26 protein-coding genes, 1 rRNA gene and 1 pseudogene are annotated in these 24,008 nt (G+C 34.6%); 18 read left to right on the top strand and 10 right to left on the bottom strand.

Translation table 11 applies throughout. The features are described 5' to 3' along the window. The first annotated feature begins 2 nt into the window (after positions 1-2). Positions 3-737: an ABC transporter ATP-binding protein gene (locus CW357_RS10105; RefSeq protein ID WP_124217951.1), complete on the top strand. Its 735-nt coding sequence runs from the start codon at positions 3-5 to the stop codon at positions 735-737. Between the two features lie 36 nt (positions 738-773). On the opposite strand, the gene CW357_RS10110 is transcribed toward CW357_RS10105, so the two are convergent. Further along, positions 774-1,100: a YuzD family protein gene (locus tag CW357_RS10110; RefSeq protein ID WP_124217952.1), complete on the bottom strand. Its 327-nt coding sequence runs from the start codon at positions 1,098-1,100 to the stop codon at positions 774-776. Positions 1,101-1,125: 25 nt separating this feature from the next. On the opposite strand from CW357_RS10110, the pseudogene CW357_RS10115 reads away from it, so the two are divergent. After that, positions 1,126-1,424: pseudogene (locus CW357_RS10115) on the top strand (NifU family protein). Between the two features lie 106 nt (positions 1,425-1,530). On the opposite strand, the gene CW357_RS10120 reads toward CW357_RS10115, so the two are convergent. Then, positions 1,531-2,214, bottom strand: coding sequence for a DUF2225 domain-containing protein (locus tag CW357_RS10120; protein WP_119417429.1), 684 nt, complete (start codon positions 2,212-2,214; stop codon positions 1,531-1,533). Positions 2,215-2,358: 144 nt separating this feature from the next. Between CW357_RS10120 and CW357_RS10125 the strand changes: the two genes are divergently transcribed. The 4 genes from CW357_RS10125 to CW357_RS10140 all read left to right on the top strand — a co-directional run bounded on the left by CW357_RS10125 (position 2,359) and on the right by CW357_RS10140 (position 5,275). Then, positions 2,359-2,721, top strand: a complete 363-nt coding sequence (locus CW357_RS10125) for a HesB/IscA family protein (protein ID WP_119417430.1) — start codon at positions 2,359-2,361, stop codon at positions 2,719-2,721. Positions 2,722-2,985: 264 nt separating this feature from the next. Further along, positions 2,986-4,206, top strand: coding sequence for an NAD(P)/FAD-dependent oxidoreductase (locus CW357_RS10130; RefSeq protein ID WP_124217953.1), 1,221 nt, complete (start codon positions 2,986-2,988; stop codon positions 4,204-4,206). Positions 4,207-4,351: 145 nt separating this feature from the next. After that, positions 4,352-4,843, top strand: a complete 492-nt coding sequence (locus CW357_RS10135; RefSeq protein WP_119416874.1) for an NUDIX domain-containing protein — start codon at positions 4,352-4,354, stop codon at positions 4,841-4,843. 102 nt (positions 4,844-4,945) lie between these two features. Continuing rightward, positions 4,946-5,275: a YuiB family protein gene (locus CW357_RS10140; RefSeq protein WP_124217954.1), complete on the top strand. Its 330-nt coding sequence runs from the start codon at positions 4,946-4,948 to the stop codon at positions 5,273-5,275. Positions 5,276-5,336: 61 nt separating this feature from the next. Here the strand turns inward: CW357_RS10140 and CW357_RS10145 are convergent, their stop codons facing one another. Then, the gene (locus CW357_RS10145; RefSeq protein ID WP_124217955.1) at positions 5,337-5,807 is read right to left on the bottom strand and encodes a divergent PAP2 family protein; all 471 of its coding nucleotides are present in this window, start codon (positions 5,805-5,807) and stop codon (positions 5,337-5,339) included. Positions 5,808-6,142: 335 nt separating this feature from the next. On the opposite strand from CW357_RS10145, the gene CW357_RS10150 reads away from it, so the two are divergent. The 3 genes from CW357_RS10150 to CW357_RS10160 all read left to right on the top strand — a co-directional run bounded on the left by CW357_RS10150 (position 6,143) and on the right by CW357_RS10160 (position 8,635). Next, positions 6,143-7,654 (top strand): leucyl aminopeptidase, encoded by a 1,512-nt coding sequence (locus tag CW357_RS10150; protein WP_119416877.1) that lies wholly within the window; start codon positions 6,143-6,145, stop codon positions 7,652-7,654. 61 nt (positions 7,655-7,715) lie between these two features. After that, positions 7,716-7,898: a hypothetical protein gene (locus CW357_RS10155; protein WP_369973817.1), complete on the top strand. Its 183-nt coding sequence runs from the start codon at positions 7,716-7,718 to the stop codon at positions 7,896-7,898. Between the two features lie 176 nt (positions 7,899-8,074). Then, the gene (locus CW357_RS10160; protein WP_124217956.1) at positions 8,075-8,635 is read left to right on the top strand and encodes a DUF5366 family protein; all 561 of its coding nucleotides are present in this window, start codon (positions 8,075-8,077) and stop codon (positions 8,633-8,635) included. A gap of 48 nt (positions 8,636-8,683) precedes the next feature. On the opposite strand, the gene CW357_RS10165 is transcribed toward CW357_RS10160, so the two are convergent. Then, the gene (locus CW357_RS10165) at positions 8,684-10,540 is read right to left on the bottom strand and encodes a transglycosylase domain-containing protein (protein WP_124217957.1); all 1,857 of its coding nucleotides are present in this window, start codon (positions 10,538-10,540) and stop codon (positions 8,684-8,686) included. Between the two features lie 408 nt (positions 10,541-10,948). Here CW357_RS10165 and CW357_RS10170 point away from each other — a divergent pair, with 408 nt between their 5' ends. Continuing rightward, positions 10,949-11,539, top strand: coding sequence for a peptidylprolyl isomerase (locus CW357_RS10170; protein WP_119416881.1), 591 nt, complete (start codon positions 10,949-10,951; stop codon positions 11,537-11,539). Between the two features lie 15 nt (positions 11,540-11,554). Continuing rightward, positions 11,555-11,758 (top strand): hypothetical protein, encoded by a 204-nt coding sequence (locus CW357_RS10175; RefSeq protein ID WP_124217958.1) that lies wholly within the window; start codon positions 11,555-11,557, stop codon positions 11,756-11,758. 170 nt (positions 11,759-11,928) lie between these two features. Here the strand turns inward: CW357_RS10175 and CW357_RS10180 are convergent, their stop codons facing one another. After that, a complete protein-coding gene (locus tag CW357_RS10180) occupies positions 11,929-13,110 on the bottom strand; it encodes a MalY/PatB family protein (RefSeq protein WP_124217959.1) in 1,182 nt (393 codons plus the stop codon). An 81-nt stretch (positions 13,111-13,191) separates the two neighbouring features. Between CW357_RS10180 and CW357_RS10185 the strand changes: the two genes are divergently transcribed. Continuing rightward, complete coding sequence (locus tag CW357_RS10185; RefSeq protein ID WP_119416884.1) at positions 13,192-13,452, top strand: DUF1871 family protein; 261 nt, start codon at positions 13,192-13,194, stop codon at positions 13,450-13,452. A 172-nt stretch (positions 13,453-13,624) separates the two neighbouring features. Here CW357_RS10185 and CW357_RS10190 read toward each other — a convergent pair whose 3' ends face one another. Beyond that, positions 13,625-13,864: a helix-turn-helix domain-containing protein gene (locus tag CW357_RS10190; RefSeq protein WP_367269470.1), complete on the bottom strand. Its 240-nt coding sequence runs from the start codon at positions 13,862-13,864 to the stop codon at positions 13,625-13,627. A gap of 344 nt (positions 13,865-14,208) precedes the next feature. Between CW357_RS10190 and yugI the strand changes: the two genes are divergently transcribed. Continuing rightward, positions 14,209-14,586, top strand: a complete 378-nt coding sequence (gene yugI / locus CW357_RS10195) for a S1 domain-containing post-transcriptional regulator GSP13 (protein ID WP_119416885.1) — start codon at positions 14,209-14,211, stop codon at positions 14,584-14,586. A gap of 44 nt (positions 14,587-14,630) precedes the next feature. On the opposite strand, the gene CW357_RS10200 is transcribed toward yugI, so the two are convergent. Continuing rightward, a complete protein-coding gene (locus CW357_RS10200; RefSeq protein ID WP_124217960.1) occupies positions 14,631-15,938 on the bottom strand; it encodes an AAA-type ATPase lid domain-containing protein in 1,308 nt (435 codons plus the stop codon). 137 nt (positions 15,939-16,075) lie between these two features. Here CW357_RS10200 and pruA point away from each other — a divergent pair, with 137 nt between their 5' ends. The 3 genes from pruA to CW357_RS10215 all read left to right on the top strand — a co-directional run bounded on the left by pruA (position 16,076) and on the right by CW357_RS10215 (position 20,269). Next, positions 16,076-17,620: an L-glutamate gamma-semialdehyde dehydrogenase gene (pruA, locus tag CW357_RS10205; RefSeq protein WP_119416887.1), complete on the top strand. Its 1,545-nt coding sequence runs from the start codon at positions 16,076-16,078 to the stop codon at positions 17,618-17,620. A 105-nt stretch (positions 17,621-17,725) separates the two neighbouring features. Then, complete coding sequence (locus CW357_RS10210; protein ID WP_199670768.1) at positions 17,726-18,925, top strand: ornithine--oxo-acid transaminase; 1,200 nt, start codon at positions 17,726-17,728, stop codon at positions 18,923-18,925. A gap of 99 nt (positions 18,926-19,024) precedes the next feature. Beyond that, entirely contained in the window at positions 19,025-20,269 is a 1,245-nt protein-coding gene (locus CW357_RS10215; protein ID WP_119416888.1) for a Glu/Leu/Phe/Val family dehydrogenase, read from the top strand. A 156-nt stretch (positions 20,270-20,425) separates the two neighbouring features. Here the strand turns inward: CW357_RS10215 and CW357_RS10220 are convergent, their stop codons facing one another. The 3 genes from CW357_RS10220 to CW357_RS10230 all read right to left on the bottom strand — a co-directional run bounded on the left by CW357_RS10220 (position 20,426) and on the right by CW357_RS10230 (position 22,510). Next, positions 20,426-20,671, bottom strand: coding sequence for a DUF378 domain-containing protein (locus tag CW357_RS10220; protein ID WP_119416889.1), 246 nt, complete (start codon positions 20,669-20,671; stop codon positions 20,426-20,428). Positions 20,672-20,792: 121 nt separating this feature from the next. Continuing rightward, entirely contained in the window at positions 20,793-21,773 is a 981-nt protein-coding gene (locus tag CW357_RS10225) for a cation diffusion facilitator family transporter (protein WP_119416890.1), read from the bottom strand. Between the two features lie 11 nt (positions 21,774-21,784). Beyond that, entirely contained in the window at positions 21,785-22,510 is a 726-nt protein-coding gene (locus CW357_RS10230; RefSeq protein WP_119416891.1) for an MgtC/SapB family protein, read from the bottom strand. A gap of 130 nt (positions 22,511-22,640) precedes the next feature. On the opposite strand from CW357_RS10230, the gene CW357_RS10235 reads away from it, so the two are divergent. Both CW357_RS10235 and CW357_RS10240 read left to right on the top strand, forming a co-directional pair. Beyond that, on the top strand, positions 22,641-23,540 hold the full coding sequence (locus CW357_RS10235) for a DMT family transporter (RefSeq protein WP_119416892.1): 900 nt from the start codon (positions 22,641-22,643) through the stop codon (positions 23,538-23,540). 295 nt (positions 23,541-23,835) lie between these two features. After that, positions 23,836-24,008, top strand: a 16S ribosomal RNA gene (locus CW357_RS10240); the annotation flags it as partial.

Below are 24,008 nucleotides of genomic sequence, written 5' to 3' on the forward strand. Positions count from 1 at the left end.
AAATGGTATTGGAAGTAAATCAATTAACCCGTATTTTTGATAACCAAAATGGCTTAAAAAACGTATCCTTTGATGCTCGAGAAGGGGAAACCATTGGATTATTAGGAAAGAGCGGTTCAGGGAAAAGTACAATATTACGTGCAATTGCAGGGTTAGACAATGGCTATACGGGAGAAGTCTTGATTTCAGGTGAAAGTATAGATGGACCACACCCTAAAGTAGGTGTAGTTTTTCAAGAAGCTAGATTATTTCCTTGGTTAACTGTTTTGGAAAATGTAACTTTTACGTTAAAAGGCAATGAAGAAACCAATAATAAGTTTGCAAGAAAACTTTTAAAACAAGTTGGACTTGAAGGTGCAGAAAATTTATATATAAAAGAATTATCTGGAGGGATGGCACAACGTGTATCGATAGCGCGTGCTATTGTAGCAAAACCAGGATTATTATTAATGGACGAACCGTTTAGTGCTCTTGATGCCTTCACAAAAATGCAACTTCAAGATTTAATGCTTGATATATGGCGTGCAGAAAAAGTGACATCTATTATTGTTACTCATGATATTGAGGAGGCATTATATTTATGTAATCGAATCATAGTTTTATCAGGAAAACCTGGTGAAGTAGAACGTGAATTTGTCATTAATGAACCATTTCCGCGCGACCGTGGGAGTGAGCGGTTAGCTCATATGAAAAAAGAAATTCTTCAAAGTCTTCAAATTGAATCAGTACGAATATAAATCGCTATTTAAAAAAATAAAAAAGGCTTCCCCAGTTTACGCTGGTAGGAAGCCTAATTTTTCGAGTTCTTGATAAATTGGTTTTAGTTGAATATAACCTTCTCCAATTACTTCGTTATTAATAAGTACTAGTGGATAAAAGAATTCATCATCCATTACTCGTTGTGCCCATTTTGCATGCCGGTCATTCTCAATTGGCTGCTTAATATCGATATAACTAATATTATAAGGGTTATTGGGATATTTACGATCAATTGCAGCTTTTAACCACTCGAATGTATCTTTTGAAGATGGCGCATTTACACAGCTTGCACACTGTACACTAGCTCCAAATATCTCAATTGAAATTGAATTATTGGTCATGATCAATTAACCTCGCATTTCAATAATGGATTTTTTATCTTATACACATTATAATGATTTTAAGGAAAGGAGTCGATAGTTATGACAGAACATGTTTCAGATATGAAAGAACAAGTACAAGAAGTATTAGATAAATTACGCCCATTCCTTCTTCGTGATGGAGGAGATTGCGATTTAGTAGATGTTGAAGATGGTGTTGTTAAACTACGTTTACTAGGTGCATGTGGTAGCTGCCCAAGTTCAACAATCACTCTAAAAGCTGGTATTGAACGTGCACTTTTAGAAGAAGTACCTGGAGTAGTAGAAGTAGAACAAGTCTTTTAATCTATAGAAAAGGGTTGACCTATAGTTGCTAAATAAGCAATTTTAAGGCCGACCTTTTTTTGCGATTGAAAAAAATGAAGCTAATAAATTTCTATTTAATAGTGGTCTACTGGTTAACATTTTCTTCTCGCATTTGTTGCCACTGATCTTTTGCCATTTCAATAATTTTCACTTCATTTGAATTTCGTTGCATTTCTATTACTTTTGAGAAGTAACGTATTGCTTTATCACGATCATCAATTCTACGAGATAATTCAGCGATTAAATAGATTACTCGAATTTCAGTCATTGAAGTTCCTGTATAATCTTCTGTGGAAAATGATTCAATATATTGATCTCGTGAAATTTCCATAAATCGCTTTTCTTGTACTTCGTTTTTGATGGAGCGATATAACCAGGCAGTGCGGAGTGCTAGACCAGCTAACGTAATATGTTTTTCCTTTTTTAAACTTCCACATACAAGTCCAAGTTGGTAAGCTTGTAAGGCATCTTCTATAGTTCTTTCACCTGAAAAATTATGTGCTTTCCAATGTGAAGATATTTTTTCATCTATTATTTCCTTTAATCCTGGAGCAAAGTATTTTGAAAAATCTTCTGTAAATGAAAAACCACAATGTTCACAAACAAATACATTATAAAACAAAGGATTTATATCATTTTCATAAATAGGATGGAAATCACTTTCAGTTTCTTTTACTTTGACAAAGTTTGCCCTTGTTTTCGTTGACTTAAATTTCTTTTTACAATGAATACATTCTAGTTGCTTTTCATAGTAGGGGGTAATTTCCATTATAACAGCTCCATTTACTACAATAATTGTAGGTAAATTATATCATATTAATTTAATGATAAATTCGATATTTTTGTGAGCGTTTGTTATTTTACTCAGCATTGATAAATTTGATATGATGAATATAGGAAAGAGGTGACTCGGATGACACAAGTTGTTGATATTACAGAAGCAGCAGCATTTCATATAACAGAAATGATGCGTAATAATGGAGAAGAAGGCGCTTATTTGCGTGTTGCCGTAAAAGGTGGCGGTTGTAGCGGTCTTTCATATGCAATGGGTTTTGAACAAGAAAAAAAAGAGAATGATGAGCAATTTGAAGAACATGGTTTACAAATTATTGTTTCAAAAGAAGATGCTCCAATTCTTAAAGGAACAAAAATAGATTTTAAACAGTCCCTAATGGGCGGTGGCTTCACGATTGACAATCCGAATGCAATTGCCTCATGCGGTTGTGGAAGTTCTTTTAGAACAGCGAAGAATGCTGGTACACCGGAAGAATGTTAATTTAAAAAAACTAGGTGACAAAGAAATGTAAGCCCCTTTGTAAAGTCAATTTTAAAATCTGACTTTTTCAAAGGGGTTTTTTCTTTGAAAATTAATGTATTCAAAGATTAATTTGAACTAAAGCGATAAAAAAGATAGTATATAAATAGATAATTTTGTTGATTTATAGATTATTTCATAGGCGATGGAGAAAAAACATACATAATACTATAGGTTTAAAATATATTCTGCCTATTAAAAATTAAAAGGTGGTTTTGATTTTTTGTGATTAAGCCAAAAATTTTGATATTGGGTGCTGGGTACGGAGGTTTAATGACGGCTATAAATTTGCAGAAAAGACTTCGATCTAGGGATGCAGAAATTACGCTTGTCAATAAAAATTCCTATCATTATGAAACTACATGGTTACATGAAGCATCTGCCGGGAATTTAAAACCGGAACAAGTACGTTATGAAATAAAAGACGTTTTACATAAAAAAATAATATTCAAACAAGCAACTGTAGAAAAAATTGATATCCATTATAAAAGTGTTCAAACCAATCAAGGTGAATTATATTATGATTATTTAGTAGTAGCACTTGGCTTTGAAGGAGAAACGTTTGGAATCGATGGATTGGACAAATATACTTTTGGTATAACAAATGTTAATGATGCTCGTAAAATTCGGGATCATATTCATACACAATTTGCGGAATGGGCATCTCAAGAATTATTTGAAAAAGATGATGCTTTATTGACGATTGTTGTTGGTGGCGCCGGTTTTACCGGGATCGAATTTATAGGTGAACTAGCAAATAAAGTACCAGAATTATGTAGAGAATACGATGTTCCAAGAGAAAAAGTCCGTATTATATGTGTGGAAGCAGCTCCTTCGATATTGCCAATGTTTTCAGAAACACTTGTAAATTACGCGGTAGATGTACTAACAGATAAAGGCATTGAATTTTCAGTGGGTACACCTGTTGTACAAGCGACAAAAGAGGGAGTCAAGATTAAGAAAGGCCCCAACCAATTTGATTTCATCAAGGCGGGTACTGTTGTATGGGCAGCTGGCGTAAGAGGACCAAGGGTTGTAGAAGAATCAGACTTACCTTCAAGGCGTGCTCGAGTCGCGGTTGAAGAAGATTTAAGTGTACCAGGTTATCAACACATATTTATGGTTGGGGATTGTGCATTTTTGGTCAATAGAGAGACAGAACGCCCATATCCGCCAACTGCTCAAATTGCAGTGCAACAAGCCAATACAGTCGCAAGAAATCTAGTGGCTTTAGTTAAAGGCAAAGAAACAAAACCATTTATACCAGATTTAAAAGGAACTGTATGTTCACTAGGTGGTAGCGATGCAATTAGCAATGCATTTGGCAAAGAAATTACGGGTAAAACTGCTTATATTATGAAAAAAGTAATTGATAATCGTGCATTATATTTAATAGGCGGTTTAGGTTTAGTTTTAAAAAAGGGGAAATTGAATCCCTTTAAATAATTGTATGGTTTATATTTTCGTCGGATAGGATGACGTTGGAAAGGTTAAATGAGCAAGTTAAGAAAGCAGGTCAATCCTTAAAATTGACGTAGATTCTTTAACTTTCTTACTTTGTTGAAGGATGAACTGGTAAGAGGTGATGTATATGAACAGTAAAGATCGCTCACGAGTCTGGCTTGGTGTAGCTGGATTAGTTGAAAATGAAAATGGTGAATGGCTTGTTGTGATGAAGCGCTATGGCGGATTAGATGGAATGTGGTCATTACCAGCAGGGTTTGTAAAACCAGGCGAAACAATCGATCAAGCCTGCCATCGTGAATTACAAGAGGAAACGGGCATCAAGGCATCGATGCAAGGGTTAGTAGGATTACGAACAGGTGTTATTCATAATGATATAAGTGATACGATGGCTGTGTTTTATCTAACTGCTAATACACAAGAGCAACAGATTAAAGTGCAATTAGATGAATTATACGAAGCTTGTTGGATGACACCACAAGCTTTAAAGAATGATAAACGTACGTCACTTATGTTAATGCAGATAGTAGATTTTCCACTAAGAGCTTTACCTGCTACGATGGAAGGAATAGATAGAGAAAATGTATTTGGATATACTGACTACAAACTATTCTTCTAATTTACAGATTTTTGACAAAGTCATAGAAAAACATACCTAGTCATTGAAAGCCTTGTCTCAATCAGTTACACTAATGTGAGAGAATATGGAGGTTTCAAACATATGACAGGTGGATTTTCTATTATCCAATTAATCCTATCCATGCTAATTTTCTTAGTTATGTTCTTTGGAATTGGATTCTTATTAAATATGTTACTTCGATCAACTTGGTTTATGGCTATTCTATATCCAATCGTCGTAATTTTCATTGTGGATGATGTTAGTTTCTTAGATTATTTCTTTAAAGCTGGTACAGCATTTTCAGCTTTAGGACATAAACTAATTTCATTGCAACCTGCAGATATACTTATTCTTGCTAGCGGTCTAGTGGGAGCGATTATTTCTGGTGTTGTAATGAAAATTTTACGTAGAATGGGTTATCAAATGTTTTAACATAAAGCAGTGGGCATTTATTTGGCTCACTGCTTTTTTCTTATGAGTAGGGAATAGAGTTTCAAACTGTATATATGATGATGGAAATTAGTATACCAGTTAAGCAACCAAAAAAAAATTCGATTGGACGATGACCAAGTAAAGTTTTTAAATCTTCAATCTTTTGAACGGGGTTTTTATCAGGGGATTCCTTAGATTTTATGATAAACGTTTGAAAGTCTTTACGCATTTGATTGATCACAACGGCTTGCTGACCTGCTTGGTAACGAATACCTGTTGCATCAAACATGACAATAACAGAAAAAATAACACATATAGCAAACAGTGGAGACGAAAGTCCATACTCAAAGCCAATGCTTGTTGTTAGCGCAGATACGGCTGCTGAATGAGAGCTTGGCATACCACCTGTTGAGGTAAAGAGTCCCCAATCCATTTCTTTAGTAGCGATAAAATGAATTGGGATTTTCACAAACTGTGCAATTAAAATACCGAATAGTGCAGCTAGCAAAGGGGTGTTGTGTAGAAGTTCCATAATATCAGCACCTTTCAGCTTTTACTTTTAAAACGATTAAGCAATTGTATTTACTATCAGAACTGTTACTTGCATTTAATATAGCATAGAGGAAATGATGGTTCATCTTTTAAATAATTTGTAATCATTTTTGAAGGTAGCAAAGTTTTAGTGAACTGAGTTACCCTGGAGAGAAAAACGAATTATATTTCAAAGAATAGATGATAATGATTAGGATTGAGAGGAAACTGTTCAAATCTATTTTAAGAAATCGTTGAATTTTCTAATAACAAATATTTCGAATGCCGAATTAGTTTGGTATAATATAAATAATAATACGGGAAAGAGGTAAAAAAATGCTTATCGATAAAAGTGTCAAAAGTTTTGAATCTGCTGATGCAGAAGTATTAATTGTTGGTGTATCTAAAAATCAAAACAACATATCTAATTGGGATAAATTTGTTGAATTCTTTGGTCAACCAATTGAACAATGGATTAAAGATGGTGACATTCAAACAAGTGAAAAGGCGATTACCAAGATTCCGGTATTTACATCAAACACCAAAGTAAAACGTTTTATTTTCGTTGGTTTAGGAAATCGCAAAACATTAACACCTGAAGTATTACGTGAAGCATTTGGACATGTAGGGAAAGCACTAAGTAAATTGAAAGTAAGCTCTATGAATATCTGGGTGGATTCCTTCGAGACAGATGAAATCCCAGCTTCTGATGCAGTGATTATGGCAGCAGAAGGTATTCTAATGGGTTCTTATAAAGTAGAAAATTACAAAACAACATCCAATGCTGTAGATGTTGCTTTAGAAAATGTATCTTTCATCACTGACAAGGATATCGATGAAATTGTAGCAGGTTTTGAAGTTGGAGAAATTTATGCATCTGCAGTAAACGAAGCTCGTACATTGATCAATAAACCTGGAAATATGCTTACTTCTGCTAAATTAGCTGACTATGCTGTTGAACTTGCAGAGCAATACGGCTTTGAAGTTGAAATTTTGGATAAAGCACAGCTTGAAGAACTTGGAATGGGTGCTATTCTTGCTGTCAATAAGGGTTCTAAAGAAGAGCCACGTATGATTACGCTCAAATATAAAGCTACAGAAAAATGGGAAGATGTTATAGGATTTGTTGGGAAAGGAGTTACCTTTGATACTGGAGGTTATTCCATCAAATCTAAAGCTGGTTTAGTAGGTATGAAAGGTGATATGGGTGGAGCAGCTGCAGTTTTAGGTGCAATGCGTATCATTGGTGAATTACGACCAAACAAAAATGTAATTGGTGTAATAGGATCAACGGATAATATGATTTCTGGTGATGCATTTAAACCTGATGATGTGATCACAACATTTAGTGGAAAAACAGTTGAAATCTTAAATACTGATGCAGAAGGACGCTTAGTCCTTGCGGATGCTGTTGCTTATGCTAAACAACAAGGGGCAAATTATTTAATTGACTTGGCTACATTAACAGGTGGAGTTATTACAGCTCTTGGTTACGATAAAACTGGTGCTCTTACAAATAACAAAGCATTCTTTGATGCATTCTTAGAGGCATCTATTGAAACGGGCGAGTTTGTATGGCAATTACCATTAACAGAAAACGACAAAAAACGTATACGCAAAAGTGATGTAGCTGATTTGAATAATTCCCCAGGTAGAGATGGGCATATGATTTTTGGTGGTGGATTTATCGGAGAATTTGCGGGAGATACTCCATGGATTCACTTGGATATTGCAGGTACTTCTGACGCTTTAAGTGAATACGACTTGGGACCAAAAGGTGGAACAGGGGTTATGGTACGTACACTTGCTACCTTTGTTGAACGTCTAGCACAAGAAGATTTGAAATAATAGGCAACGTCCTAGCTTTCTCGCCTATTCATACATAGGATAGAGCGAGAGGAGGATGACAATGTATCCATTTTATCCATATGGTGGAGGCTTCGGAGGTTTTGGTGGACCATTTTTTGGCGGCTTTTTAGGAGGATTAGTCGGATCAGCATTTCGTCCATACCCCCCTTATTATTATAATAGAGGGCCATTCTATCCACCATATTATAGAAGACCGTTCCGACCTTATAGACCTTATTGGTAATAAAAAAGCTTTTACCTACTCTCGCTTAGTGGGTAAGAGCTTTTTATCTTAGAGGAGATTATGTCATGAGATGAGCTATTTTACTAGAAATATTCCTTAGTTGCTCTTGATAGTTAGCCTAGTTTTTAGCTATTATGGTATAGGAATGAAATACATAAAAAAGAGGAAACAAAGCAATGAAAAATCCATATCTTTACGGATATTTGCCGCTCATCACAATTATTCTGTTTAGTTTAACATTTGGCCTATTTACCGTGACAGAGTCTATTGTGTTGTTCAAATCTATCGGCGTATATTCAGGAATGCGAGAATTTTTATCTGAAATTCAAATGCGTATCTTTTTGTTAATAGTTTTTGCATTATGTTATTTTATGTTATTCTCAGCATTAAAATTAATAGGAGAGACTATTCATGAGCTAGCTATGCTCTTTTTCTCAAAAGATTTAGAGGGAAAAACTGTTCATGAAGCTCGTGGTGGGAATGTCATCTTTTTCTTTGGAGCATTAGCTTCAGCGATTGGCATTCAGTCATTTTGGATCTTGCTAATAATTTTTATTGCCACAACGTTTATTTACTTTGTATATGTTATTTATAAACTAAGTAATTATATGACTTTTGGTGCTACAGTAGGTGTTATGCTATTCGAAATTGTCATATGGTTTGTCTTTTTAACGTTAATCATTTATGTCGTATTTAAATTGTATAACGGCATTGTATCGAGCTTACCATTTTCATAACAATAAAAAGCTATTCGAATTATTAGTTCGAATAGCTTTTTATATTTATTAATCATTCATGATACTTGAAAAAATACGATGATGAATTTTTGCATTTTCAAGTCCTTGCATATTTTGCGGTCGGTCAAAACCAATCCAAACAGCAGATGTATAACGATCTGTTAATCCTGCTAACCAAAAGTCCCGATAGTCATTGGTTGTTCCTGTCTTAGCGCCAACATATGGTGCGTTAACGTGAATGCCAACACCTGTACCATGTTGAACAACATCAGACATTAAAAATCTAATATGTGAAACTGTACTAGGGGACCAAACTTGTCGAGAATGTTTACCCCATTTATATAGAACGTTACCGTTTCTATCTTTTACGCTACGAATCGTGTGTGTAGGATAATAATCTCCATCGATAAAACTAGTATAAGCATCAGCTAATTCTGCTGATGTAACACCATGTGTTAATCCTCCAATTGCAGCAGCATAAGTACGATCTTGTTTTGTTAAAGAATCAAATTGGAATGGCTTTAAATAAGAGAAGGCTCTATTTAAGCCGATTGTATCAAATAATCGCATAGCAACCGTATTATAACTGTTACGGAAACCTTGTTGAATTGTTACATTTCCAAGAATTTGTCCACCATAGTTTTGAGGACAATAGGTTCCTTTGCAGAAAGGAGCACCACTAACATATGTATAGGGTGTAGCCTTTGTTTCTTCAAAATAAGGTGCATAGTCGATCAGTGGTTTAAAAGATGAGCCGGGCTGACGAGCTCCTTGGAACGATCGGTTATAATCATATTTTTTATAGCCTTTACCAGCATAGATGCTTATAATTTCACGCTTTTCATTATCAATGACAACAGCAGAAGCTTGCAAATTCCCTCTGTTTGCCAAAATACGATCGATATTTGATGTATCGATAGCTTGTTTAGTTGGTGACAATGCTGTTTCAATCGTAAGACCTTCACTTAGTAAAGTGTTAACTCGTTTTGTAAGTTTTGTATTAATAGCTTTTCTTAGTTGTGAAGTTTTTGCAGATTGCAACTGTCTAGTATAGCCTTCTTTTGATGCAACAAGTGAACGGAATTCGTTCATTACATATGTGCTATAAGCAGGGTACAGTTGTTTTTTCTTCTTCAATTTGATAACAATTTTTTCTTTTTTAATAGTCTCAGCTTCATTTTTTGATAAAACACTTTTTTCTACTAGTTTATCAATCAAACGCTCTTGTCTTTTTTTCGTATATTTGAAATGTCTCAATGGATCATAGAGTGATGGATTATTAGGAATGGCGGCTAAAAAGGCCATTTGTGCTTTAGATAATTGAGCAACTGGTTTGTTGAAATAATAAGTAGCAGCGCCATTTATACCATAAGTGCCATTACTAAAATACATTTCATTTAAATACATGTTCAAAATTTCATCTTTAGTAGTCTTACGCTCAAGTTCATAAGCATAAAAAATTTCAAGCATTTTACGTTCATATGTTTTTTCTGAAGATAGATATCGCATACGAACAAGTTGTTGCGTAATTGTACTACCACCTTGAGATGATTCTCCGCTTGCATTATTGGCCATAAATGCTCGAGCTATAGCAGTCAGGTCAAAACCAATATGTTGATAAAAATCTTCATCTTCACTATAGATAAATAATTTCTGAGCAAATTCAGGTATATCGGCAAGTTTTAATGGTTTTCTCCATTCTGTATATTCTTCAGAAAAGACTTTTCGATTGCGATCCTTAAGAATTGTTGGAACTAACACATTAGGAGCATCTAATTGAATGTTTGCTGTAAATTGTTTTTCAAAAGCTTTGGCGGTTTGTAATTCAGTTGAAATTTTTCCAAAAAGAAAAAATAGCAGAGGAAGACTACAAATTATAATAAGGCTACCTACTACTTTTCTCAAAAGTATCCTCCTCATTCATTTCTATGTATATTTCATCATCAACTAACAGAATAGCACATTTTTATTTGGATGGTGAGAAAAAAAGGAATTTTTAACAGCGAATGAGGTGATTTCAATTTAACGAGCATAACTGTCTTAAGTCTCGAAAATGAAAAAAGCTTTCGTTTATGTTAGACTAGGACGAGATGTAGTTATGAAAAGAATGGATATCTTGTTTAAATAACCTTCTGAAACCATATATCTTTACTTTTCGATACAATTAAGTTAATTTCATAATGCAATTTTACATCAATACCAGGCCTGTGGAAGCTGGCTGCAGCGAAACTTGAAATAATTCGTATTTAAAATAAAAATCTATTTATGAAATTAGCTAAATTAAATAATATAAAATTTAAAGGAGATGTAATTATGTATCCACAATTATCATCTGAAGTAGCCGAAAATGAAGTATTAGTAGAAATGAAAACAACACTTGGTGCCATCAAAATCAAGTTATTCCCTGAACAAGCACCAAAAACAGTTGAAAACTTCTTAACACATGCAAAAAATGGCTATTATGAAGGAATCATTTTCCACCGTGTTATAAAAGATTTCATGATTCAAGGCGGCGACCCTACTGGTACTGGTATGGGCGGTGAAAGTATTTATGGTCATTCTTTTGAAGATGAATTTGCACCGGAATTGATGAATCTTCGCGGAGCACTATCTATGGCAAACGCTGGTCCAAATACAAATGGTAGTCAATTCTTTATCGTTCAAATGTCTGAAGTTCCTGCGAATATGATTGGACAAATGCAAGATGCAGGTTTCCCAGAAGAAGTGATTAATGCATATAAAGAACATGGTGGTACTCCATGGTTAGACGGAAAACACACTGTATTCGGTCAAGTAGTAGAAGGCATGGATACTGTTGATAAAATCGCTAATGTTGAAAAAGGTTTCCAAGATAAACCATTGGAAGATGTTGTTATTGAGTCTATTAAAGTTATTGAAAAATAAGGAGACGTATGAATTATGAATCTTTGGATTTTAAATGAATTCTTATACTTTCCGGACAATAAAGCAGAATATATTCCTGCAGTACTAGAAATGGCAATTATTCTTATTTTATGTATCCTTGTTTTTAATTTTTTTAGAAAGAAAGCAAAAAGAGATTTAGAAAAAACAAGAGAAATTGAAGAAAAAATTTTTAAAGAAAAAAATTCTTCTCATAAGTGAATCTATTCCATCGATCTAATTCTGTTTAGAATATTTTCTTCCATTAACATTAAAAAACTAAAATGAAAAGCCATGAGATTTTACAATCAGTAAAATTTTCATGGCTTTGTTTTTTCTCTACTTGTAGCAGATGATGTTCGGCTTAAACAATTTTTTAAAGTCACATTCTACTATGCTTTGAACGCTTTTATAAAACGACTTATTCCATCTTCTACGACTGAACGGGCACATCCTACGTTCATACGTAAAAAACCCTTGCCTTGTTCACCATATTTTGTGCCGGGCTCAAGTGCTAATTTCCCGATTGTAAGTAATCGATTCATCGCTTCTTCTTCCGTTAGACCAGTATTTCGATAGTCTATCCACAATAAATATGTCGCTTGTGGCTTTTGAATTTTAATGCCTGGAATTGCTGCGGTTAAACTTTGAATGACTAAATCCATATTCGATGAGATATATTCCAAAAGTTGATCTAGCCATTGTTCACCTTCATCTGAATAGACAGCTTCTACTGCAGTTGCTGCAAAGATTGACAATCCCATTCTTGCATGTTTAGCTGCATTTTTTTTCAATTGTAGCCTTTTTTGTTGATCTGGAACAATTATCATAGCAGCCTGAATTCCTGCAATATTAAATGTTTTAGTAGGAGCGCAACAAGTAATGATGTGATTTTGCAATTCTCCTGCAACTTTTGCAAGGGGGGTATGTTTTTGACCATCAAGCATTAAATCTGCATGGATTTCATCAGATAAAATAAGGACATCATTTTTGACACAGATTTGGATTATTTTCTTTAGAGTATGTTCTGACCACTCAATGCCACCAGGATTGTGAGGATGGCATAAGATGAATAGTTTTACATCTGCCTCTTGTGTGATTTTCTCAAATTTTTCAAAATCAAAAGAATAATCCCCCTCTTTTTCTAGCAAAGGACATTCTTTTACAATACGATTTAACCTTTTAGGCACCGTGAAGAAAGGAGGGTAAATAGGTGGTGTTACGAGAATAGCATCACTTTCCATAGTAAAGGTTTCAATGATGGAAGCAATTGCTGGTACGACTCCTTCATGATATAAAACCCATTTTGGTTCTACATGCAGATTATGACGCTTTTCCATCCAATTAGTGAATGCATTTGTACAAGATTTACTTTCAAAGGAGTAGCCAAATACAGGATGATCTAATCGTTTTTTAAGCGCATTAATAAGTACTGGTGGAGCGGCAAAGTCCATATCCGCAACCCACATGGGGAGTACATTAGTTGCATCTTCTAGGTGGAAAACAGTCGAAATTTTATCCCATTTAATAGAATTTGTATTTAATCTATTTTCTACATGATCAAAATTATTCAATCGAATCCCTCTTTTCTTTTTTATCTTTTTCAATTATGTTATCATAACGAATATAATAGGAAAGCAAATAAGGTGAATTCGATGGAAAATATTGAGATGAATAGAAATGCCATACGCACTTTAGAAAATTGGAATCCTTTTAATTTAACTGATTTTAGTTATGATACAGAAGCGGCAGACGTAGTAGCAGCGTTACAGTATATAGATGATCCTTCAGAATTGGGTAAATTCATACAAAATATATATGAACAATCTTTTGATCAATGGATACCTATTGAAAAATGCATAGATATATCTTATAAATTATTAGCTATCAAGTTCGAAGCTAAATGCATATTGTAATATAAATAATTTTTATAGAATATTTTGCGTATTTAGAATTGTCTTTATTTCTGTATCAAACTATCAAATTAAATAAAAGAAGCGATAGGCATCTTCAGTTCGTACCAAGGTGCTTATCGCCGAGATATTATATTAGGGTAATATGAAATTTAATAGAAACATCAATACATAGTTAGACTATATCGTGATGATTACCTGCCTTTTTTGGAATTCCATCTATTAAATTTGAAACTGGCACTTCAAGGGCATTTGAAAGCTTTAATAATGTTTGTTCTGAAGGTATATCTTCGCCTGTTTCGTAGCGGGCCAGTTTTTCTACCCCTACACGAGCTTTTAATGATAACTCATCTAAAGTAAGATTGCGCTCTTTTCGTAGCATCTTTAGTTGAGTCTGAAGATTCTCTTTCATCATAATAAAGCACCCCTTTAATTTAATGATTAATGTATTTTCATACATAAGAAGCACGGTACACCGCTTTAAAATAAGTAGTATTGTGAAGTACATTATATCATGTTTTAGAACAGAAAAATTAAGTACTAGTGACAAAAATTAGAATATTTTTATTATTTTAATTATGAACGATTTGTTGTTGAGGTGAATGCTTGATTAAATTTTTAAAATTTTCTAATCGTTTATAGAGCTATCTCTGTTATTCATTATATTTTATATTCTGGAATTTTTGCCCGTAGTATGGGACTATGCTATAATTACCGTGAAAACACGTATATAGTAGCAATGGAAAGTAGGAAGGGCAAATGGTAAAAAAATTCGAAGTAGGAGATGTCCTTACTGGAAAAGTAACTGGTATCCAGCCATATGGCGCGTTTGTTGCATTAGATGAGAACATTCAAGGTCTAGTGCATATTTCTGAAATTACGTATGGTTTTGTAAAGAACATCACTGATTTTATGAAGATTGGCGATGAAGTTCAAGTGAAGGTGCTTGAAGTAGATGAAGACGCTAAAAAAATAAGTTTATCGATTCGTGCTTTACAAGAACGCCCGCCAATGAAAAGAAAAGATTTACCACCTCGAAAATCCCTGCAAGATCGTGTAGATGAAAAAGATTCTGTTGGATTTAATTCTTTGAAAATCAAGTTGCGCGATTGGATTGAAGAATCAGGTATTAAGTAAAAACAAAAGCTATTTCGCAAATCTGAGCGAAATAGCTTTTGTTTTTACTTTCTTATTTTTCTAATCCGATATTGTAAGTTTTGTCGGCTCATGCCAAGTGCTTCTGCAGCCTTTGTGACGTTATGATTGTACTTATCAAGAACTTTATTTAAATAATATTCTTCTGCTTCTCTTAAATAGTCATCGAGTGGCAACAGTTCCTTATGACTCTGAAAAACAAAATCTTCAGGGCTTTTTGTAGAAGATTTATATGATTGCATTTTCCATTTAAAATGAATTGGTAATAGTTCATATGTTATTTGTTCTTCATTTGTCACCATAGACATAATATCATCCAGTAAAATTTCTAATTCCTTTAAATTTCCTGGCCATTCATAATTCATAAATAATTGCTTAACTTCCTTTGATAATCCCTCTAATCTTATCCCAAAACGATGTGCATATCGTGTTAAATAATCATCTACAAATGGCTGTATATCTTCTTTCCGATTGCGAAGTGGTGGAACATTTATTGAAACAGAAGCGAAGAAATAGTATAGCTCTTTCAATAATTCTCCAGAGGCTATTAAGTCAATTGGATCTCCGCCGATACTTGCGATAAAAAGATGTGAACTTTGTCGATGTTCTTCCAGTAATGCTAGACAATCTTTTTGCAGTTCAAGTGACAAATACTCTATTCTTTCACAAAAGATTGTACTGTTGTCATTTACATTCAATTGTCCTTTTAATCGTTCAATGATAGCTTTATCTGAGCGATGGCAAAAGAATGTCTTAAAGTTTTCAGTATTGGAAGTTGTAAAGTAATGCATAGCCTCTGCGATTAAATCTTTTCCAGTACCGGATTCACCTATTAGTAGTACAGGTAGTCTAGTAGTTGCAGCCTTTTTTGCTGTTTCGATTACTTCTTGCATTGCTTCGGAAACTGCAGTGATTACATTAAATGTAATAGGTTCTCCATAGCGTCTAAGAGGTTGGTATAAAAGTTTTTCTAATGTAGTAATATCACGCGTTATTTCTACCGCACCAATTAGTTGATCGTCTTTTATTATGGGATAAGTGTCATTAATCGTTGTAATCTCTTGTCCATTATGATTCCAATAGGTTTGTTTAATATTGAAAATTGGTTTCATTGTTTGCAATACTTTCAGTAAAGTACTGTCTTCCTTTTCAAATTGGAAAATTTCCAAAATTGAACGATCTCGAATATCTGTTAGATGAAGTCCTTCGATGTCCTTCATTTTTTTATTGTAAATAATGGTTTTACCCATTGTATCGATAGCATGTATTCCAACAGATGCATGTTCAGTAGCAAATTTGTAAAAGGTCAATAATTCCTCTTTGTTTTTATCCATTTTATCACCTGAAAAAATTTAGATTATTTTGATAAATATCACTTGAAAAACGCAATAATATTTTGCATTATTATAAGTGTAAACTACAAAGTAATGCAAATATTTTTTGCACCTTTATTCACAAAGGAGGATATGAAATGATTCCGTACACAACAGAACCATTAACTGATTTTTCCGTTGAGGAAAATCGACAAGCGTACCAAGAGGCATTAAAAAAAGTACAAAGTGAGCTTGGTAAAGACTATCCTTTAATCATCGGTGGGGAACGCATAACAACAGAGGATAAAATTGTATCTTATAATCCTGCAAAGAAAAATCAGGTTGTAGGAAACGTGTCGAAAGCAAACCAGGAGCTTGCTGAAAAAGCCATGAAGGTGGCTGATGAGGCATTTAAAACATGGAGTAAAGTAGAACCAGAAGTACGTGCAGATATTCTTTTCAAAGCAGCTGCTATTACGAAACGTCGACGTCATGAAATGTCAGCGTGGATGACAATTGAAGCTGGAAAACCATGGACTGAAGCAGACGCAGATACAGCAGAAGCTATTGATTTTATGGAATACTATGGTCGTCAAATGCTGGAACTTAAAGATGGGAAACCAGTTCAAAGTCGTCCTGGTGAATATAATAAGTATAGATATATACCATTAGGGGTAGGCGTAGTTATTTCACCTTGGAATTTTCCTTTTGCAATTATGGCTGGTACGACTGTAGCAGCTTTGGTAACGGGAAATACGGTTTTATTGAAACCGGCATCTACAACACCAATTATTGCGTATAAATTTATGAAAATTCTCGAAGAAGCAGGGTTACCGACGGGGGTTGTAAACTACATACCAGGTTCCGGTTCGGAAGTGGGGGATTATTTAGTAGACCATCCTCGTACACGTTTTATCAGTTTTACAGGATCGCGCGATGTAGGTCTTCGTATTAACGAACGTGCAGCTGTTCAAAACAAAGGGCAACTATGGATAAAACGAGTAATTGCTGAAATGGGTGGAAAAGATACGATTGTTGTAGATAAAGAGGCAGATCTTGAATTAGCTGCTCAATCTATTGTTAAATCTGCTTTTGGCTTTAGTGGTCAAAAATGTTCAGCATGTTCCCGTGCAGTAATTGTAGAGGATGTTTATGATCAGGTTGTTGAGCGTGTAGTCGAATTGACAAATGCATTAAAAGTTGGAGACCCAACAGATTATAATCACTTCATGGCAACAGTCATTGATGAGGCTGCATATAAAAAGGTAACGAGCTACTTTGAAGTTGCCAATGAGGAAGGGCGTATTGTAGCAGGGGGGACTGCTGATGATTCAGTGGGCTACTTCGTCAATCCAACTGTAGTGATAGATGTTGCACCTAATGCAAGGTTGATGCAAGAGGAGATTTTTGGACCAATTGTAGCCATTTCTAAAGTAAAAGATTTCGATGAAGCAATTGAAGTTGCAAATAATACAGAGTACGGTTTAACAGGTGCTGTAATTTCCACAAATCGTAATCATATTGAGAAAGCACGTGAGGAATTCTTTGTTGGAAATCTTTATATTAATAGAGGTTGCACAGGGGCCATTGTAGGGTATCAACCATTTGGTGGTTACAATATGTCGGGGACTTGCTCAAAAGCAGGTGGACCAGATTTCTTAACTTTACACATGCAGGCTAAATCAGTATCGGAAACACTTTAATAGACTAGCATTTTAATTAGCGGGCAACTAGATTCTTATTTTGCCTGCTTTAATATAGAAGATTATGAATGTAATAGTTTGTCACTGCATAAGGGGGGATATGAAATGACAATCACTAGTTCAGAAAAAATTATTGATCAGACAAATAAGTATGGTGCCAAAAACTATTTACCACTTCCGATTGTTATATCTGAAGCAGAAGGGGTTTGGGTAAAAGATCCACAAGGTCATAAATATATGGATATGTTAGCGGCTTATTCAGCCGTTAACCAAGGCCATCGTCATCCGAAAATTATTCAAGCATTAAAGGAGCAAGCAGATCGAGTAACATTAACTTCTAGAGCTTTTCATAACGATCAACTTGGTCCGTGGTACGAATTAGTAAGTGAATTTACTGGTAAAGATATGGTGCTCCCTATGAATACCGGAGCAGAAGCTGTTGAAACAGCATTTAAAGCAGCACGTCGTTGGGCATATGATATTAAAGGAGTAGAAGAGGATAAGGCAGAAATAATCGCATGTAATGGGAACTTCCATGGCAGAACTATGTTAGCGGTATCATTAACGTCTGATCCAGAATATCGTCGTGGTTTTGGCCCGCTACTACCGGGGATTAAACTTGTCGACTTTGGCGATTTAGAAGCATTAAGAGCAGCAATTACACCAAATACAGCAGCCTTTCTTGTTGAACCAATTCAAGGGGAAGCGGGTATCATTATTCCACCTGCTGGATACCTAAAAGCGGCCTATGAGCTTTGTAAAGAACATAATGTATTATTTATTGCTGATGAAATTCAAGTGGGTCTTGGTAGAACTGGTAAAATGTTTGCATGTGAATGGGAAGATGTAAATCCTGATATGTACATTTTAGGTAAAGCGTTAGGTGGAGGTGTATTCCCAATTTCTTGTGTTGTATCAAGTGCAGAAATTTTGGGTGTATTTAATCCGGGATCACATGGTTCAACATTTGGTGGAAACCCTATGGCCTGTGCGGTTTCTATTGCTGCATTAAATGTTTTGCGTGATGAAAAACTTGCAGAGCGCTCACTAGAACTAGGACAATATTTTGTTGAAGAGTTAAAGAAAATTGATAATGATGTGATTAAGGAAGTTAGAGGGCGAGGCTTATTTATAGGGATGGAACTTAATACAGAAGCACGTCCATATTGCGAAAAATTAATGGATTATGGCTTGTTATGTAAAGAAACTCACGATACAGTTATTCGCTTTGCTCCACCATTAGTCATTGAAAAAAAAGAGTTGGAATGGGCCTTAGATAAAATACGTGAAGTATTTAAAAAATAATTATAAATAGTCAACATAGCTTTAGAACTATGTTACAATGAAGCCAAACTAATTGCTATTTACGACAATAATTAAGAATAAAAGAGGCGAAAAAATCAAATGGCAGAAAATCTAAACCTGTTTACATCTACACAGTTTGTTATAAAAGAAGCTCTTCAAAAACTTGGTTATGATGAAGCTATGTATGAACTTTTAAAAGAGCCACTTCGAATGTTAGAAGTTCGAATCCCAGTGAAAATGGACGATGGTTCTGTGAAAGTATTTACAGGTTATCGTGCACAACATAATGATGCTGTGGGTCCTACTAAAGGTGGCGTTCGCTTTCACCCTCAAGTTACTGTGGATGAAGTAAAAGCTTTATCTATGTGGATGACTTTAAAAGCAGGTATCGTTGATCTACCTTATGGTGGTGGTAAAGGCGGTGTCATTTGTGATCCACGTCAAATGTCCATGGGAGAAGTAGAACGATTAAGTAGGGGTTATGTTCGTGCTACAAGTCAAATTGTTGGTCCGACAAAAGACATTCCTGCTCCTGATGTATTTACGAACTCTCAAATTATGGCTTGGATGATGGATGAATATAGTAGAATTGATGAATTCAATTCACCTGGTTTTATCACAGGAAAACCAATTGTGTTGGGAGGTTCGCAAGGCCGTGATCGTGCGACAGCACAAGGGGTTACAATTATTATTGAAGAAGCAGCAAAACATCGTAATATTGATATCAAAGGTGCACGCGTTGTAATTCAAGGGTTTGGAAATGCAGGTAGCTTTTTAGCTAAATTTATGAATGATTTGGGTGCAAAAGTTATTGGTATTTCTGATGCATATGGTGCTCTATATGATCCAGATGGACTGGATATTGACTACCTACTAGACCGTCGTGATAGTTTTGGTACTGTGTCTACTTTGTTTGAAAATACAATTTCTAACCAAGAGTTACTTGAATTAGACTGTGATATTCTTGTACCAGCTGCAATCGAAAATCAAATTACAGCGGAAAATGCGCATAATATTCAAGCTAAAATTGTAGTAGAAGCTGCAAACGGTCCAACTACAACTGAAGCAACTAAAATTCTAAATGATCGTGGTATTTTGTTGGTTCCAGATGTATTAGCAAGTGCTGGTGGGGTGACAGTATCTTACTTTGAATGGGTACAAAATAACCAAGGATACTATTGGTCTGAAGATGAAGTTAACGTAAAATTGAAGAAGAAAATGGTTGAAGCATTTGAAAATGTTTATAATATAGCATCTACTCGTCGTATCGATATGCGCCTAGCTGCATATATGGTAGGAGTTCGCAAAACTGCAGAAGCCTCAAGATTTAGAGGTTGGGTCTAATAGTAAAATTGTAAAGGGCCGGAGAACAGAAAGTGTTCTTCGGCCTTTTTTGAATGGTTATTAATACGTTAAGTAAAGAGGATATAATAGGAGAATTCTAAAACCTATTAATCCGATTAACCGTGAATAGGGATAGAGAAACTACATTGCTATGCTTTATACACTTTTTAATGGACGAACATTATCTTTTACAACGCGGTGTGTTTTGTTTGGCATAAATAATGCACCTAAACTTAATAGACCACCAATAGCTATTATTGTATAAATTGCACGTGCTGCAAAGCTAGCCTGTCCGTCTCTAAAAAGAGTTGCAACAACATCAAATTGGAATATTCCAATAAGCCCCCAATTAAGTGCGCCAATAATAGTGAGGAAGAGAGCAATCCTTTGTAAACCGTTCATTAAATCACCTCCATAACTATTTTGTGGTATTTATCTAAAAATCATTCAATTACAGAAAATAAAAATGCGAAGAGTTATTAAAATACTCTTCGCATAAGAATTGTTTGAAAAGGGATTAAGTTTAATTTAGCTCTTCGGGTCTGTCACTTATATGTTTCCATTCTTGAATGCCATTATCTTCGTCAAATGAGATATGAACAGTTGAAACATTTTTTTGTGAAAGTATTATTTCTACTAGGTGATCCCGGATATCGTCTACGTAAGCAAAACTTAAAGTAGATTCAACTTCTGCGATTAATTCGACATGAAGAAATTCGCCTTCTTTAAGGACGACCAATTTTTTTATATCATGGATATTCGGATCATCTAATACTAAATGAGCGATGTGGTTAAGCATTTCTTCGTCTGTTTCGCCAATTACACCACGTGCGTTTTCTAAAAATACTACGCCTACTACATAGAACATCATTATACCGATTATAATTGATGCAATACCTTCAGCTTGTAAAAAGCCTGTAAAATGAGAAATGATTACGGCTAAGAATGCAAGAACACCGCCAGATGTAGCCACTAAATCTTCCATAAATACTAATTTGGTAGCAGGTTTTGCACTACTTAAATGAGTAAATGCTTTTGGAATAGCTGATATGGCATTAACTTTTATCCCGGCATCATGGGCAATTTCTTTTGATGCTTTCATTAAAACGGATCCTTCCATGATAATGCCAATTCCTAATACTAATAAACTAATCCACATTTTAGATGATTCAGCTGGATGTTGAATTTGATGCCAACCTTCTAAAACTGTTTCGTAAGATAATATCCCAACTATTAATACAGCTCCTAAGCAAACTAAATTCACTACACGGCCAAAACCTTTTGGAAACTGACGTGTTGGAGCTTTTTTTGATAATGCAGAACCGATGTATACGAAGAATTGGTTTGCTGAATCTCCAAGTGAATGCATCATTTCTGCGAACATTGCGACATTTCCCGTAAAGAAATAAGCAACCGCTTTTATAAGTCCTAAAAATAGATTAACAAATGCTGCGAGTAGGGAAGGTTTATTCCCATGCTTTAAAAGTTTCCAAATATCTTTCATCGTCTAACCCCTTAAGATAAAATTTCTATTTCTATTTCTTCTGTATAAGGAAGTTTTTTTATTTCATTGTATAAAGAGATGGTATCAAGATTTGTTGACAATGTTGAAAATTTTAAATTGATTTGGTGTTGTATTTCATTGTTTGATAATCGGACATCCTTTATACGAATATTATCCACTTCCATATTATTGTTATTTAGATATTTTAATATACTTTGAATATCGTTTGCGTCTTTTAAATAGAGAAGGAGAGCGACATCCTTTGTACGTATTCGCTTTGGTCCAATTATAAAGAAAAGAGGAGCAATAATTTCTACGCCAATGAGAACTAGTACAACAGCAGTAATTGCTTGCAGGTAAAAACCGGCTCCAACAGCAATTCCTATAGCAGCTGATCCCCATATCATTGCAGCAGTTGTTAAACCGCTTATACTATCGTTTCCTTTTCTAAGAATAACACCTGCACCTAGGAAACCAATTCCGCTAACAATTTGAGCTGCTAATCGAAGCGGGTCCATTGAAATAGTAATGCCTGTTACGGGTTTTGTGTTTAAAACAGATTCTATAGATATTATTGTTAAAAGGCAACTAAAAGTGGCGATAACAAGACTAGTTTTTAAACCAACAGGCTTTCTTTTTAATTCTCTTTCAATGCCAATCCCTAAACTTAAGGTAGCTGCAATAATCAGTTTTAAAATCGTTTCATATGTAAGTGAATTTTCGACCAGTGAATTCAATTAATTATTTCCTCCTTTCAATATTCATCTTGCTTTAAAATATTTATAGCTTAAAATGATAGGCAGGATATACTCTTAATTGTATAACTCGAATGGCGAAAAACGCTATATGTTTTTGGGGGTGATTTAGATAGACAAGCCAAAAGTTCACCCGTTAATCGCAATTTTAATAGGTGTGTTTTCTGTATCAACATCTGCAATATTAGTAAAACTAGCTGATGCAGACTCCGGTGTAATCGCCTTTTACAGAATGTTATTTTCAGTGCTCATAATGGCTCCAGCTTTTTTAACCCATTATAAAAATGAAGTTTTAAATATTCAGAAGCGAGATTGGCTTTTTTCAATTATTGCGGGGGTGTTTTTAGCCTTTCATTTTATATTATGGTTTGAATCTTTACGCTATACATCTATAGCTAGTTCGACAGTCCTTGTCACTTTACAACCGTTATTCGCCATAGGAGGTACATATTTTTTCTTTAAAGAACCAATAGTGTTCAAGACGATTATCTCAGGATTAATCGCAATAGCAGGTAGTGTGTTGATTAGTTGGGGAGATTTTAAAGTTGGCGGCTTGGCGTTTTATGGAGATATGTTGGCGTTAATAGCTTGTGCGTTAGTAACTGGCTATATGTTATTTGGCCAAGATGTTAGAAAAAGGGTTTCACTCACTACTTATACAATCATTGTATATAGTACGAGTACCTTTACTTTATTCTTTTATGTTCTTTTTAAAGGGGAATCATTTGGTCCTTATCCAACAATGGATTGGATTTGGTTTATTTTATTAGCAATTGTGCCAAACTTACTTGGACATAATCTCTTTAATTGGGCTATAAAATGGGTTTCAGCAAATGTCATTTCAATCGCTATTTTATTTGAACCAGTAGGTGCATCGATTCTTGCATACTTCATTTTCAATGAATATTTAGTAGCCACTCAAGTTTTTGGCGGTATAATTGTCATTGTTGGTATAACTCTATTTGTAATTGACGAATCTAAAATCAAAAAATTATTTCAAAAAAACTATTGATTTATGCATAAAGATGAGGTATATTAATACATGTCGTTAAGACATGAAAGAAAATTAAATATCTCATCTTTTTATCTTAAAAAAACTTTTTCAAAAAAGTAATTGACAATAAGATATTAAAATGATAAGATGTTTAAGTCGTCGAAACAACGACAAGATATGAACCTTGAAAACTGAACAAGCAAGATGTTAATCAATAAACTTTGTTTTTAACTTTTGTTAAAAATGAGGACAAACAATAGATATCATCATATGATGATACGCTAGCAAAGCTAATGAGCTTTCAAACTTTACTTTTATGGAGAGTTTGATCCTGGCTCAGGACGAACGCTGGCGGCGTGCCTAATACATGCAAGTCGAGCGAATGACGAGAAGCTTGCTTCTCTGATTTAGCGGCGGACGGGTGAGTAACACGTGGGCAACCTGCCCTGTAGACTGGGATAACTTCGGGAAACCGGAGCTAATACC

It is taken from the genome of Rummeliibacillus sp. TYF005, from assembly GCF_003844195.1.
Lineage (GTDB): Bacteria > Bacillota > Bacilli > Bacillales_A > Planococcaceae > Rummeliibacillus.

What these genes read in the sequence shown, in the direction of transcription:
- CW357_RS10160 (WP_124217956.1), top strand. Translation starts at nt 8,075, where the DNA reads ATGAAAAATCCATATCTTTACGGATATTTGCCGCTCATCACAATTATT.
- CW357_RS10155 (WP_369973817.1), top strand. Translation starts at nt 7,716, where the DNA reads ATGTATCCATTTTATCCATATGGTGGAGGCTTCGGAGGTTTTGGTGGA.
- CW357_RS10135 (WP_119416874.1), top strand. Translation starts at nt 4,352, where the DNA reads ATGAACAGTAAAGATCGCTCACGAGTCTGGCTTGGTGTAGCTGGATTA.
- CW357_RS10110 (WP_124217952.1), bottom strand. Translation starts at nt 1,100, where the DNA reads ATGACCAATAATTCAATTTCAATTGAGATATTTGGAGCTAGTGTACAG.
- CW357_RS10215 (WP_119416888.1), top strand. Translation starts at nt 19,025, where the DNA reads ATGGCAGAAAATCTAAACCTGTTTACATCTACACAGTTTGTTATAAAA.
- CW357_RS10190 (WP_367269470.1), bottom strand. Translation starts at nt 13,864, where the DNA reads ATGATGAAAGAGAATCTTCAGACTCAACTAAAGATGCTACGAAAAGAG.
- CW357_RS10210 (WP_199670768.1), top strand. Translation starts at nt 17,726, where the DNA reads ATGACAATCACTAGTTCAGAAAAAATTATTGATCAGACAAATAAGTAT.
- CW357_RS10185 (WP_119416884.1), top strand. Translation starts at nt 13,192, where the DNA reads ATGGAAAATATTGAGATGAATAGAAATGCCATACGCACTTTAGAAAAT.
- CW357_RS10175 (WP_124217958.1), top strand. Translation starts at nt 11,555, where the DNA reads ATGAATCTTTGGATTTTAAATGAATTCTTATACTTTCCGGACAATAAA.
- CW357_RS10200 (WP_124217960.1), bottom strand. Translation starts at nt 15,938, where the DNA reads ATGGATAAAAACAAAGAGGAATTATTGACCTTTTACAAATTTGCTACT.
- CW357_RS10220 (WP_119416889.1), bottom strand. Translation starts at nt 20,671, where the DNA reads ATGAACGGTTTACAAAGGATTGCTCTCTTCCTCACTATTATTGGCGCA.
- CW357_RS10150 (WP_119416877.1), top strand. Translation starts at nt 6,143, where the DNA reads ATGCTTATCGATAAAAGTGTCAAAAGTTTTGAATCTGCTGATGCAGAA.
- pruA (WP_119416887.1), top strand. Translation starts at nt 16,076, where the DNA reads ATGATTCCGTACACAACAGAACCATTAACTGATTTTTCCGTTGAGGAA.
- CW357_RS10145 (WP_124217955.1), bottom strand. Translation starts at nt 5,807, where the DNA reads ATGGAACTTCTACACAACACCCCTTTGCTAGCTGCACTATTCGGTATT.
- CW357_RS10120 (WP_119417429.1), bottom strand. Translation starts at nt 2,214, where the DNA reads ATGGAAATTACCCCCTACTATGAAAAGCAACTAGAATGTATTCATTGT.
- CW357_RS10225 (WP_119416890.1), bottom strand. Translation starts at nt 21,773, where the DNA reads ATGAAAGATATTTGGAAACTTTTAAAGCATGGGAATAAACCTTCCCTA.
- CW357_RS10170 (WP_119416881.1), top strand. Translation starts at nt 10,949, where the DNA reads ATGTATCCACAATTATCATCTGAAGTAGCCGAAAATGAAGTATTAGTA.
- yugI (WP_119416885.1), top strand. Translation starts at nt 14,209, where the DNA reads ATGGTAAAAAAATTCGAAGTAGGAGATGTCCTTACTGGAAAAGTAACT.
- CW357_RS10140 (WP_124217954.1), top strand. Translation starts at nt 4,946, where the DNA reads ATGACAGGTGGATTTTCTATTATCCAATTAATCCTATCCATGCTAATT.
- CW357_RS10105 (WP_124217951.1), top strand. Translation starts at nt 3, where the DNA reads ATGGTATTGGAAGTAAATCAATTAACCCGTATTTTTGATAACCAAAAT.
- CW357_RS10125 (WP_119417430.1), top strand. Translation starts at nt 2,359, where the DNA reads ATGACACAAGTTGTTGATATTACAGAAGCAGCAGCATTTCATATAACA.